The sequence below is a fragment of the Microcoleus sp. K4-B3 genome (assembly GCF_036704615.1).
Taxonomy (GTDB): domain Bacteria; phylum Cyanobacteriota; class Cyanobacteriia; order Cyanobacteriales; family Microcoleaceae; genus Microcoleus.
Genome location: NZ_JAUBSF010000011.1, coordinates 65,844 through 79,564, shown reverse-complemented (window position 1 = coordinate 79,564; position 13,721 = coordinate 65,844). Strand labels below are relative to the sequence as shown.

Sequence of the window (13,721 nt, the reverse complement as noted above, 5' to 3'; positions counted from 1 at the left end):
AACTTTTCGCCCAATATTATTGTGCCGCCAACGCCCACACCAGTCATCAACTTTTCGCCCAATATTATTGTGCCGCCAACGCCCACACCAGTCATCAACTTTTCGCCCAATATTATTGTGCCGCCAACGCCCACACCAGAGCCGACGCCAGCACCAGTTATTAACTTTTCGCCCAATATTATTGTGCCGACGTCGCCGACACCAGCGCCGACACCAGCGCCGACACCAGCGCCGACACCAGCACCAACTCCAGCGCCAACTCCAGCGCCGACACCAGCCCCAACTCCAGCCCCAACCCCAATCCCGGAACCAACTCCCGTCCCAACCCTGCTGCCAACTGAAGATCCAGATTGCATTTGCGGGCAAATTACCTTACCGCAGATCAGTCCTCTTCACGGTTTCAATCTTGTTCAAAACAACCTGGCTGGTACGGATACAAACGAGCTCCTCGCTGGCACGAGTGACAGTGACGGCATCAACGGTTTGGCTGGAGACGATGTGCTTGTCGGTTTGGCAGGTAACGACAACCTATTTGGCGGATTGATCAGCAACATTCCTGTTGGACCGCAGGTCGATCGCGACTTGCTGTTGGGTGGGCCCGGCGACGACTACCTTAACGGTCAAGCCGGCTACGACACCATGTTCGGCGGTCAGGGCAACGACGCTGCTTTCGGGGGCAAAGATAACGACCTGATATGGGGCGGACGGGGTTCTGACACTGTTGTGGGCGAGGAAGGAAACGACAGCCTCTACGGTGGCACCAACAGCGAATCTGACCGCGATAGCGCCGGGAACGACTTGTTATTCGGTGCCAAGGGCAATGACTCTATCTGCGGTCAGGATGCCTCTGATACCCTTTCTGGCGGTGACGGCAACGATACTGCACGCGGCGGCAAGGGCAACGATGTGCTTTTGGGCGACTCGGGCAGCGACTTGCTGTTCGGAGACCAAGGCAATGACTCTATCTGCGGCGGCGAGGGGGATGACACGGTGTTTGGGGATATTGGTAGCCCCCTGCCTGTCGGCGTTGCTGGCGGTCAAGACCAAGTTTGTGGCGGTGCTGGCAATGACCTGCTGTTCGGCAATGAAGGCAGCGATACCATCAACGGCGATGCTGGCAACGATACGATTTTGGGTGGCAAAGACAATGACAGCTTGATCGGTGGTGCTGGCGACGACGTGTTGATTGGCGATGAGGGCAACGATACGATTTTGGGCGGCAGCGGACGCGACTTATTTGTCTTGACATCAGGACAAGGAAGTGATGTAGTCTCCGACTTCAGGAAAGGGGAAGATTTGCTGAGTTTAGCGGGCGGTTTGACCTTCACTCAACTGAGCATTAGCCAAGGCACAGACGGGCGAGACGCCAGTCCCACCACATTCATCAGAAATGCCAACTCTGGGGAAGTCTTAGCCGTTTTGAATGGGGTGCAAGCGAGTGCGATCGCGCAATCCGATTTTGTTCAACTTTTGCGGATCGGTAGCTGAGAGGAAAACGCAGTAGGCCCGGCGAAGGAAACTCAATCTACAGCCCTTGAACTGCGATCGGGCTGGCATCGCAATCAGCCTTTGGGGTGCCGAAATGCCAGCCCAGCCCACAAGACAATTTATGTGTTTAAGCACGACCTAGCAGCCCGCTCCTAAACAGCTTATTGCTCGCACTGCAAGATATCAGTTTGAACTGAGCGAGCGCACTAATAATTAATAACTAATAATACATATTTGTTTTCAATTGTATGCAAAACTGACTAGGACACAGACCATGCTGTCTCACTACCGAATACTTGTATTATATAAATATAAAACAGCCCTAAATTCTCCGCCGATAAATGCTTTTGTAGGATAAAACTCCCGACTTATACCCTGTTGCTTTTATTTGATACGGCTAGGAATCAATGTCTACAGTCCGCAATGATATTTGATGAATACTGTCATAAAAACATTTAACAAGGAAATCATGGTCTATTAATAGTTGTTAAACAATGGGAAAACAATCTGAAAAAAGCTAGTTTTACCAAAAAAAATAGGTAAAAAAATTCCAAGAAAAGGGGTATCAACAGGTGAATTAAAGTTTAAATAAAAAAAAGATTCGGCGCAAAAGCGACAAAAGCGAGTATAATAGTATTGCCAAATTGAGTCGCAGTGCAGAAATACTGTTGAATAAACTAAAATTATTGAAATAGACAGGTGCAAATTGAGGAGTGAAGGCGTACCCAAATTGACTAAATATTTGCTGATCGGTTCCACAAAAGCTTACAGCGGCAAGTCCGCGATCGCCCTGGGGATGGCACTCGGACTCCGGGCAAAAGGACTTGCCGTCGCCTACGGCAAACCTCTGGGAACCTGTTTCAGCTCCGAGGGAGCTGGGATCGAGGACGAAGACGTGCGGTTCGCGGTAGAGACGCTGAAGCTCTCAGAAAGTCAGAGGCCGTCAACACTGCTGTATTTGGACGAAGAGACGGTTCACAAGCGTTTGCGGGGAGAAGACAAGACAGATTACCGCCAGTCTTTAGCGCAATATTTGCAAGCTCCCAGCGGAGACTTGGTGCTGTTAGAAGGCCCAGCTAATTTGGAGGAAGGCAGTCTGTTTGACTTGTCTTTAGCTCAAGTCGCTGAGGCAATTGATGCCTCTGTGCTGTTGGTAGCGCGCCCGATCGATCTGTATATAGACGATTTGCTGTCGGCTAAGGGGCGTTTGGGTTCGCGCTTGGCTGGCGTGGTACTCAACGACGTTCCCTCGGAGAAACTCGAATCGGTAACGGCGACTGTGCGGCCTTTTCTGGAGGCACAGGGCATTCCAGTTTTGGGAATGCTGCCGAGAAGCGCTTTGCTGCGAAGTGTCAGCGTCAAAGAATTGGTGCACCAATTAAAAGCTGACGTGCTCTGCCGTCGAGACCGTTTGGACTTGATGGTGGAAACCTTGACAATTGGCGCGATGAATGTTAGTTCTGCTCTGAAGTATTTCCGCAAAGCGAGAAATATGGCGGTGGTGACGGGGGGCGATCGCACGGACATTCAGCTCGCGGCTCTGGAGAGTTCGACTCAGTGCTTAATTTTGACAGGCCACTTGCCTCCTTCTCCCCTAGTGATTGGCAGGGCAGAAGAAATGGAAATTCCAGTTTTGTCTGTTGATTTGGATACCTTAACCACGGTAGAAATTATCGACAGCACCTTTGGCAACGTGCGCCTGCACGAACCGATCAAGGTGGAATGCGTTACTCAGCTAATGGCAGAACATTTTGACCTTGATGGCATGATGGCATCCTTGGGCCTGAGCGATCGAGTCCATTAATAAGGCAGCCGGATCTCAGGTAAGAAGGTATTCGGCAGTAGGCATTCGGCAGAGAGAATTTTTTGTTTAAATAAATAAAAAGCCCAAATTCTTAAATTCTCAATTTTTCTTGAATTCTACCTTGATCTCCGGCTGCCGAATGCCTTCAGACATTCTGCCTTCAGGCGAACTCAAATCTCCCCATCTTCTCGTCAAATCTCGTAAATCAGCAATTCTTAACTTCTTTTTGGCGGCAATGGCTAGTGAGTCTGCTAAAATCCACAACGTAGTTTTATTTAATTTAATAAATTCTTTGAGTCAATCAATTGAGCTACCCAGAGTAGATGATTTTTTACAAGAACTTGCGGCGATCCAGCAAACCGGCTCCAAGCGGATTGCTCTTTTGGGTTCTCGCCACGTTCCTATTACCCACCAGCAGCTAATTGAGATGCTGAGCTACGCCATAGTTCTGGGAGGCAATCAGCTCATCACTTCTGGCGCTACAGGCACCAATTCAGCCGCAATTCGGGGGGCAATGCGAGCAGATCCTAATCTGCTAACGGTGATTTTGCCGCAAAGCATGAGCCGCCAGCCTCGGGAGTCTCGCGACCAGCTCGAACAAGTGATACATTTGGTAGAAAATCCCAAAAATGACAGTTTGTCTCTCCCGGAAGCAAGCGCCATGTGCAATCAGGAGATTATTTCTCGCTGTCAACAACTGATCTGTTTTGCTTTTCACGAAAGCCACACTTTGCTCAAAACTTGCCAGGATGCGGAGGAACAGCGCAAGGTGGTTACTCTGTTCTATTTTGATTGAAATGCGAGGCGGATAATGCTGTTGGGATTGCCTGTGTCGGTTATTCTGCTTGATTGTATTGCGGTGGCGGCGGCGCTGGTTTACGCACCGTTTTTGGTGGTTGCGTTAGCCCGCTTGCAGCTAGGCTACGACCAAGCAGCCCCCCGCGCTATGTTTGAGAGGTTGCCTGCTTACGCTCAGCGGGCAACTTGGGCTCACCAAAATTCGTTTGAGACGTTTATGCTGTTTTCAGCGGCGGCTTTGATGGCTTTTGTGACGGGGGTAGATTCGGAGGCGGCGGGCTGGGCTGCGATCGCTTTTACGATCGCCCGGTTGTTGTTTTCGGTTTTCTATATTCTGAATGTGCCGCTGGGGCGATCGCTCATGTTTGCGATTAGTTCTTCTTGCACTGTTTCTTTATTCTATTTCAGTTTGATGACTGTTAATAGCTAATTGTCAGTAGTTATTGGTTATTGGTTATTGGTTATTGGTTATTAGTTATTGGTTAGTTGTTAATGCCCAATGCCCTGCGCGGGCCAATTACCAATTACCAATGCCCAATGCCCAATGCCCAATGCCCAATGCCCTATTACCCATTACCAATTACTAATTTATGGCTGCTAGTTATTCATTTGATATTGTCAGCGATTTCGATCGGCAAGAATTAGTTAACGCTGTTGACCAAACAGTGCGGGAAATTCAAAGCCGCTACGATTTGAAAGATACCAAAACAACCGTGGAATTGGGCGCAGAATCCATTACTGTCAATACGGACAGCGAATTTACTCTCGATGCAATTCACACTGTTTTGCAAACTAAAGCCGCCAAGCGGAATTTATCTTTGAAAATTTTTGATTACGGTAAAGCTGAACCTGCTAGCGGCAGTCGGGTGCGTCAAGAAATTAAACTTAAAAAAGGGATCAGTCAGGAAATCGCGAAACAGATTACTAAATTGATTCGCGATGAATTTAAGAAGATTCAAGGTTCGATTCAAGGAGATGCAGTGCGGGTTTCTGCTAAGGATAAGGATGATTTGCAGTTGGTGATTCAACGCTTGAAGCAAGAAGATTATCCGGTAGCTTTGCAGTTTACCAATTACAGGTAAATTTTTGAAAGCTAAGTATTGGATTCCCGGTTGTGCCGCATCTTGGAGTGCGATAGAACTTGCCTTGCGCTTACTCGGATTCGGAAATCCTGCCTTGTTGCAAGCTGATGCGAATGCTGGCTATATATTTGCACCAAATCAACTTGTATATCGCTTTGGCAATAGAGTTGAGTACAATCAATTTTCTCAGCGTTCTGAACAAATCGATTCAGCAAGGCCTGAAGATACTCTCAGAATTTTGATGATAGGAGATTCGGTTCTCAACGGTAATAATACCACCGATCAGAAAGAAACTATTCCAGAATTGTTTGAAGCGCGTTTGTTGGGGATAAAAAAGCAAGTTGAGGTGCTGAATGCTTCTGCAGGTTCTTGGGCAATTGGCAATCAATTGGGATATATTCGCAAGTTTGGCACTTTTGAAAGCGATGCTGTGATTCTGCAAATTGGTACTCACGATTTGCTACAACCCACTAGCAGCAGCGCGGGGGTGCGAAATGACCCGCTGATGCCGAATCGCAAACCGTTATTGGCAATTCAAGAAGTGTTTCAAAGATACGTTATGCCCCAATTGTCAAGGGTTTTTGTATCGAATTCTCCTGCGGCGGGAGTGTCGGTGTCGGAATCACAACAGTTTATGGAAAATATGCAGCGATTTGAGCAAATAGTTGCTGTGGTGCGAGCTGAGAATATTCCGTTGTTTGTGTTGTATACTTGCGATCGAGCGGATTTACTGCCCGTACCGAATCAGCCGAAGTTTAAATCCGAGTTTGTCGATCGGCTAAAAGCTTTGAAAATGCCAGTCACAGACACTCACGCAGCCTGGTCAAAATTGCCGAAAACCACGGTAGAAAGTTATTTTCGGGATGGCGTACACCCCACAGCCCCAGCCTATGAATCAATCGCAGATTTAGTCTTTCAGCAGTTGTGTACTGAGAAAAAATTAGCTGCTTGCTCATTAACTAATACCAACTCTGAAAAGTAGTGCCACACATCTATTTTACGCGATCGTCTGTAAGGAAAGGGTATTGCCTTTTCCAGAGCCGGCTCGGCGAATTTCAATAATTGGTAGAAAATTTAATTTTGTAGCAATATCCGATCGAAATTGATATTAAATATCTAAACTCATGACTCTTTTAGTCTCAATTTTATTGCCACTTGCTGCAAGTTGGTCACACTTAACCGACGTAAATCCTGCGGCGCTGACTGCCGATGGAAAACCCGGTTTCTGCATCCACGACTATATTTTACGTTGTTTTAACTGGATCTATTTAGCTGCCGAAAGATGGGATGGACATCAGGATGTCTGTGACGGATGGCGGCGAAGCCACAAAATACGTCAAATATACCACCAAAGCCAATGCTACAGCTATAATTGCTTTAACGGCGAGTGTTGTGGAAGAAGAAAAGGCGATCGTGCTTTCGGCTGGATGTGATGACTTTGTTCGCAAACCCTTCGTTGAACACACCATTTTTGACGCACTAGCCAAGCATTTGGGAGTCAAATATATCTATGCAGAAACAAGATCTCCTGTCTTGGATGATACAGAAACACGTCCCTTGACATCGGAAGATTTAACCTGTATGACTCAAGAATGGATTACTCAATTATACGAAGCTGCACTTGAGGCAAATACTAACCTCGTGTTACAAGTTGTAGGAGAAATTCCCAAAACAGAAACTCGTTTGATACAATCCCTTACAAAACTTGCCAGTCAATTTAAGTTTGAGCAGATTCTTGATTTAGTAGAACCCCCAAACCGCAATGTCTAAACTACTCAGATACGTTAGTATTTTTGTCATTATCTGCTGTCTGCTATTTGCTTGCCATGCTTCAAGACCAACCGAATTAAAACGCCCTCCCTTGAAAGTAGGATTTACCATTTTTGTTGGCTATAATCCAGTTATCATTGCTCAAAAAAAAGGATTCTTCAAAGCACAAGGAGTAGAGGTGGAAATAATTTATATAAATTACAGCCAATTGCAACAAGCAGATTTCAGTGCCGGGAAGTATGATGGTGGTGGATTTGCCTTGGGAGGTTTTATGAGCTTGAGTGCCACAAATCCCGATATCCAAACTGTCATGGTTGTAGATGAAACCACAGGCGCAGATGTGGTAGTCGCACAATCAAAAATTAAAACCGTAGCTGACTTGAAAGGGAAAAAGGTGAGCGCAAATCTAGGCGCATTTAGTGAAGTTTTTGTCAGTGAGATGTTAAAAACTGCCAACTTAACGAAGGAAGATGTAAATCTAGTTAAATTCGACGCTTACGAATTTCCCCAACGCTTTAAAAGCCAGGAAATCCAAGCTGGACACACTTGGGAACCCTATCTTTCTGAAGCCAAAAAATTAGGAGGTCACATCCTATTTACCAGCAAACAAACTCCTGGCTTGATTTTAGATGTGGTTGCCTTTCGCGGTGAAGTAATCCGCGATCGTCCTGAAGATATTCGTGCATTTATTCGAGCATGGCTGCAAGCCGTTACCTACTGGGAAGCAAATGTTGAGGAAGGAAACGCTATCATTAGTAAAGCATTAAATATTCCTAGCAATACACTATCTCTAGAGGGCATAAACCTGACTAATCTTGAGGAAAATAAGAAATTTTTTGACCCTGGCAGTAGTCAGTCTATATACAAAAAAGCTAAGATATATACAGACTTTTTTATTCGCTCTGGCGACGTTACACGCATTCCCGCTATCAAAACTTTGTTTAATTCATCTTTCTTATCTCCTTCTAATGTGCGCCCATGAATCACTCACTTTTAACCAGTATCCGTACCAAGTTAATCGTATCATTTCTTATGGTTGCTCTCATCCCTTTACTTTTGTTAGGTTATCTGAATAAACAGACAACAGAAAAGGCACTAACTGACAACGCACGACAAGCTCTATCTGCGGCAGCCCAGGAAACTGTTAACAGAATAGATGCGTTTATTGATGCTAATCTCAATGCCGTGCGCGTAGAAGCGATTTTACCAGGTTTATCTGCTTACCTGGGCCAAACGGTCGAACAGCGAAAAAATAGTCCTGAAATGCGGTTAGCGACAGAAACATTAATCCGTCTCAGTCGTAAAGATCTGCTCAATATTATCTCTTACGCTTTGCTAGATATAAACGGACGGAATGTTTTAGATACGAATACACGGGATATTGGTCGAGATGAATCCAGTCAAAATTACTTTAGAGAACCTCTGCAAACTCAGCTACCTTTTGTCTCTAGTATGAAGCTATCGCCAAAAATTTCCGATCTAATTCAACTATTTTTTAGTAGTCCTGTTCGCAATGCAAAGGGAAATATATTAGGGATCTTACGGGTATCCTACAATGCCACAGTTGTTCAGCAATTAGTAACTCGACAAACTGAGCGAGCCGGGGCAGAATTATCAGCAATTCTTTTAGATGAAAATTATATTTATCTAGCCCATAGCATAACACCTAAACTGCTTTTTAAATCCATTGTTCCTCTGTCGTCTGATGTCGCAACTAAACTACAAAGCGAAGGGCGTTTATCGAAGGGTTTGACTAAAGAAACTGGTACAAATTTACCCAAAATCAAGCAAGCATTAGATACCAAACAATCATCTTTAATAGCCTCCTTAACAGAGAATAATAATCAGGCAAATTTGATCGCGATCGCTCGTTTACAATATAAACCTTGGTCTGTGCTTTTCGCACAACCGCTAGCTGTGGCTCTAGCGCCTGTGGAAAAGCAAATTAGTGATGCACTATTCCTATTTACACTAATCGCTGGAGTAGTAACAATCATCGCCGTTGCCATTGGGCAACTACTGACTAAGCCATTGATTTATCTCGCTAATATCGTGGCTGAGTTTACTGCGGGCAACTTAAATATCCGGGTTAAGATTAACTCAAAAGATGAAACAGCTCAACTGGCACGAGCTTTTAATAATATGGCAGGACAGTTACAAACATCTTTTGAAACTTTGGAACAACGGGTAGAGGAACGAACAGCAGAGTTAGTCATTGCCAAAGAAAAAGCCGAAGTAGCCAATCAAGCCAAAAGTACCTTTATTGCCAATATGAGCCATGAATTGCGATCGCCCCTCAATGCTATTCTCGGGTTTTCGCAATTGATGGTACGCGCCACAAATATGCCCCCTGAACAATACGAGAATGCCGGAATTATCTATCGCAGTGGTGATTATTTATTAACGCTAATTAATAATGTACTCGATTTATCAAAAATCGAAGCAGGTAAAACTATCATTAATCTTACAGACTTTGACCTACATATCTTGCTGAATGATTTAGAAGATATGTTGCATCTGCGGGCTAATAATGCCGGATTGAATTTGGTATTCCAGCGAACAGAAAATGTTCCGCGCTATATCTGTACCGATCAAGTAAAACTGCGTCAGGTTTTAATTAATTTACTCGGCAATGCCATCAAATTTACTTCCGAGGGTCAAATCACTTTGAATGTCTTTCTGGGAGAACAAGAAACCACAGATGTTTTTAATTTGCATTTCCGTATTCGCGATACTGGGGTGGGTATTGCAGCAGCAGAACTGCCAAAACTATTTGATGCCTTTAGTCAAGCTCAAGCTGGAAAAGATATGCAGGAAGGAACGGGTTTAGGTTTAGCAATTAGCCGGAAATTTGTGCAATTGATGGGTGGGGATATTTCTGTAGAAAGCGAATTAGGAAAAGGTACAAGTTTCCAATTGTATATTCAGACCAAATTGGGTCAAGAAACAAACAGCAAGAGTACAGGAGAATATTCAAGAGTGCTGGGACTGGTGCCCGGTCAACTTAGCTACAAAATTCTCACAGTCGATGATAAATCTATTAATCGACAATTACTAATTAAGTTGTTGAGTCCCTTGGGATTTGAGGTGAAAGAAGCTAGTAACGGACAAGAGGCGATCGCCATTTGGGATGAATGGGAACCGCACCTAATCTGGATGGATATGAGGATGCCAGTTATGGATGGCTACGAAGCGACAAAATACATCAAATCTACCACCAAAGGCAATGCTACGGCTGTAATCGCGTTAACGGCGAGTGTGTTGGAAGAAGAAAAGGCGATCGTGCTTTCGGCTGGATGTGATGACTTTGTTCGCAAACCCTTCGTTGAACACACCATTTTTGACGCACTAGCCAAGCATTTGGGAGTCAAATATATCTATGCAGAAACAAGATCTCCTGTCTTGGATGATACAGAAACACGTCCCTTGACATCGGAAGATTTAACCTGTATGACTCAAGAATGGATTACTCAATTATACGAAGCTGCACTTGAGGCAAATACTAACCTCGTGTTACAAGTCGTAGGAGAAATTCCCAAAACAGAAACTCGTTTGATAAAATCATTGACCAAACTTGCACGTGAATTTAAGTTTGAGCAGATTCTTGATTTAGTAGAACCCCGGAGTGGCAATGAATCTTAATTCTAAAATCGAAAATAAAGGTAATATTTTAATTGTAGACGATCTTCTAGAAAATCTACAATTACTAAGCGAGGCGCTCCTCAAACTCGGTTACACTGTTCGCAGCGTTACCAGTGGGCGGATGGCACTGAAAACGGTGAAGGTAAAGCGACCAGATGTGATTCTTTTAGATGTTAAGATGCCGGAAATGGATGGTTATCAAGTCTGTAGAACTCTCAAAGCGGATGCAGATTTTAGCCACATTCCAGTAATTTTCATTAGTGCTTTAGATGATGTCTTCGACAAAGTAACCGCCTTTGAGTCTGGGGCTATAGACTACATCACCAAACCATTTCAAATCGAAGAAGTAGTGGCGCGTCTGGAAAATCAGTTAACCATTCAACGCCAGCAACAGCTTCTGGAACAAGAAAACATTAAGCGCCGGGAAGCAGAAGAGGTACTTTATCAATCGAGGGCTTTACTGGCTAGTGTTTTGAATAGTTCCCTTGATGGTATTGCGGCAATGCAGGCTGTTCGTAATACCGAAACAGGGGAGATTGAGGATTTTCGGTGTTTAGTCGTCAACCCCGAGATTGCTAGAGCTTTTAACAGTAGGCGTGAAGAGATGATTGGCAAATTGGTACTAAAAAAGTTTTTGAGTAAGATCGATCCAAAACTATTTAATTGCTTCGTTAATATTGTCGAGACGGGGGAATCTTTAGAACAGGATTTTTACTATGAATCAGGAAAATCTTGCTGGTTTCACTTCGTAGCAGTCAAGCTAGGAGATGGTTTCTCCATTACTATCCGTGATATCACCGCCCGCAAACAAGCCGAATTTGAATTACAACAACAAGCTAAAAATTTAGAACTTACTCTGCGCGAACTAAAGCGCACCCAAGCCCAACTCATCCAGAGTGAGAAAATGTCTTCTATTGGGAATCTGGTTGCAGGGGTAGCCCATGAAATTAACAATCCGGTGAATTTTATTCACGCCAATCTGATTCCTGCTACTGAATATTTCAAAGATTTATTGTATTTGGTAAAACTATATCAACAACACTTTCCCGAGCCCCCGATACAAATTAAAGTAGAAATTGAGGCTATTAACCTAGATTTTATGCAAGAAGACTTGCTCAAACTTCTGAATTCTATGCAGCTAGGAACCGATCGCATTCAGCGAATAGTTTTGTCCTTGCGGAATTTCTCCCATCACGATGAGGCTGAATACAAACGAGTGGATATTCATCAAGGTATCGACAGTACGCTGATGCTCCTCCAAAATCGCCTGAAAGGCACAGCAGAACATCCAGAAATTATCGTGATTAAAGATTATGCTAAGTTGCCCAGAATTCAGTGTTATTCTGGTCAACTAAATCAGGTATTTATGAATCTTCTGGATAATGCTATTGATTCTATTTACACCCAATGTATCGGCGCTCAAGGACAAATAAAAATTAAAACTATGTTTGTGAACAAAAATCAAATATTCATTAAAATATCCGATAATGGTGTAGGAGTTTCTGAGGAATTACACTCACAATTATTCGATCCATTTTTTACTACTAAACCCGTGGGAAAAGGTACGGGACTAGGACTGTTTATCTGTCACAAAATTGTGGTAGAGCAACATGGTGGCAATTTATATTGTAACTCGAATTTCGGAAAAGGAGCCGAATTTGTAGTTGAAATTCCCATTGCCAAATAATTGTGGATTGAGGATGCTGAATAAGCACTTACAACTAACTAATTAAAATTGATAAAGATATGAATTTTAATTCTCCAATCGAAAATAAAGGTAATATTCTAATTGTAGACGATCTTCTAGAAAATCTACAATTACTAAGCGATGCGCTCCTCAAACTCGGCTACACTGTTCGCAGCGTTACCAGTGGGCGGATGGCACTGAAAACGGTGAAGGTAAAGCGACCAGATGTGATTCTTTTAGATGTTAAGATGCCGGAAATGGATGGTTATCAAGTCTGTAGAACTCTCAAAGCGGATGCAGATTTTAGCCACATTCCAGTAATTTTCATTAGTGCTTTAGATGATGTCTTCGACAAAGTAACCGCCTTTGAGTCTGGGGCTATAGACTACATCACCAAACCATTTCAAATCGAAGAAGTAGTGGCGCGTCTGGAAAATCAGTTAACCATTCAACGCCAGCAACAGCTTCTGGAACAAGAAAACATTAAGCGCCGGGAAGCAGAAGAGGTACTTTATCAATCGAGGGCTTTACTGGCTAGTGTTTTGAATAGTTCCCTTGATGGTATTGCGGCAATGCAGGCTGTTCGTAATACCGAAACAGGGGAGATTGAGGATTTTCGGTGTTTAGTCGTCAACCCCGAGATTGCTAGAGCTTTTAACAGTAGGCGTGAAGAGATGATTGGCAAATTGGTACTAAAAAAGTTTTTGAGTAAGATCGATCCAAAACTATTTAATTGCTTCGTTAATATTGTCGAGACGGGGGAATCTTTAGAACAGGATTTTTACTATGAATCAGGAAAATCTTGCTGGTTTCACTTCGTAGCAGTCAAGCTAGGAGATGGTTTTTCCGTTACTATCCGTGATATTACCGCCCGCAAACAAATAGAATTGGCTCTCCAAGATGCCAATCAAAAATTAAAAGAACTGGCAAATCTAGATGGTTTGACTCAGGTGGCTAACCGTCGCTGTTTCAACAATCGCCTTCAAAGTGAATGGCAACGCCTAGCGCCAGAAAAGCAGCCACTTTCTCTAATTTTATTTGACGTTGATAAATTCAAATCCTATAACGACTACTACGGTCATCTGGCTGGGGATGATTGCTTAATTAGAATAGGGCAAACATTACAAAAAGTAGTCCGTCGTCCCACCGATTTAGCAGCGCGTTACGGTGGAGAAGAATTTGTGTTACTCCTCCCGAATACGGATTTAGAAGGAGGGATTAAGGTGGCACAAAACATTCAGCAAGAACTTCACAATCTCGCGATTCCCCATGCAGAGTCTGACGTGAAGGAGATCGTCACAGTCAGTTTGGGTATTGCCTCACTCATACCCACCTTGGAAGTTCAACCAGATACACTGGTAGCCTATGCAGACAAAGCTTTGTACGATGCTAAACAACAGGGGCGCGATCGCTGGAGTACAAATTGTTGAAAAATCGGGGCGTTTTTTTG

Annotated in this window: 11 protein-coding genes; all 11 read left to right on the top strand. The window is 43.9% G+C overall.

Features of this window, described 5'->3' with window-relative positions:
• On the top strand, positions 1-1,488 hold a 1,488-nt coding region (locus tag QUA78_RS08005), incomplete at its 5' end, for a calcium-binding protein (protein ID WP_333300205.1).
• A 706-nt stretch (positions 1,489-2,194) separates the two neighbouring features.
• The gene (locus tag QUA78_RS08000; protein ID WP_333300204.1) at positions 2,195-3,292 is read left to right on the top strand and encodes a phosphotransacetylase family protein; all 1,098 of its coding nucleotides are present in this window, start codon (positions 2,195-2,197) and stop codon (positions 3,290-3,292) included.
• A 292-nt stretch (positions 3,293-3,584) separates the two neighbouring features.
• Positions 3,585-4,088 (top strand): DNA recombination-mediator protein A, encoded by a 504-nt coding sequence (locus QUA78_RS07995; protein ID WP_190744281.1) that lies wholly within the window; start codon positions 3,585-3,587, stop codon positions 4,086-4,088.
• A 15-nt stretch (positions 4,089-4,103) separates the two neighbouring features.
• On the top strand, positions 4,104-4,520 hold the full coding sequence (locus tag QUA78_RS07990) for an MAPEG family protein (RefSeq protein WP_333300202.1): 417 nt from the start codon (positions 4,104-4,106) through the stop codon (positions 4,518-4,520).
• Between the two features lie 160 nt (positions 4,521-4,680).
• Positions 4,681-5,172 (top strand): YajQ family cyclic di-GMP-binding protein, encoded by a 492-nt coding sequence (locus QUA78_RS07985; RefSeq protein ID WP_333300200.1) that lies wholly within the window; start codon positions 4,681-4,683, stop codon positions 5,170-5,172.
• 4 nt (positions 5,173-5,176) lie between these two features.
• Complete coding sequence (locus QUA78_RS07980; RefSeq protein ID WP_333300199.1) at positions 5,177-6,154, top strand: SGNH/GDSL hydrolase family protein; 978 nt, start codon at positions 5,177-5,179, stop codon at positions 6,152-6,154.
• A gap of 305 nt (positions 6,155-6,459) precedes the next feature.
• Positions 6,460-6,942: a response regulator gene (locus QUA78_RS07975; RefSeq protein ID WP_333300198.1), complete on the top strand. Its 483-nt coding sequence runs from the start codon at positions 6,460-6,462 to the stop codon at positions 6,940-6,942.
• Positions 6,935-7,924, top strand: a complete 990-nt coding sequence (locus QUA78_RS07970) for an ABC transporter substrate-binding protein (protein WP_333300196.1) — start codon at positions 6,935-6,937, stop codon at positions 7,922-7,924. Before QUA78_RS07975 ends, QUA78_RS07970 begins: the two co-directional genes overlap by 8 nt.
• A 50-nt stretch (positions 7,925-7,974) precedes the next feature.
• Positions 7,975-10,584, top strand: coding sequence for an ATP-binding protein (locus tag QUA78_RS07965; protein WP_445302329.1), 2,610 nt, complete (start codon positions 7,975-7,977; stop codon positions 10,582-10,584).
• Positions 10,574-12,271: a response regulator gene (locus QUA78_RS07960; protein WP_333300192.1), complete on the top strand. Its 1,698-nt coding sequence runs from the start codon at positions 10,574-10,576 to the stop codon at positions 12,269-12,271. Before QUA78_RS07965 ends, QUA78_RS07960 begins: the two co-directional genes overlap by 11 nt.
• A gap of 59 nt (positions 12,272-12,330) precedes the next feature.
• The gene (locus QUA78_RS07955; RefSeq protein ID WP_333300191.1) at positions 12,331-13,701 is read left to right on the top strand and encodes a diguanylate cyclase domain-containing protein; all 1,371 of its coding nucleotides are present in this window, start codon (positions 12,331-12,333) and stop codon (positions 13,699-13,701) included.
• The last annotated feature ends 20 nt before the right edge of the window (positions 13,702-13,721 follow it).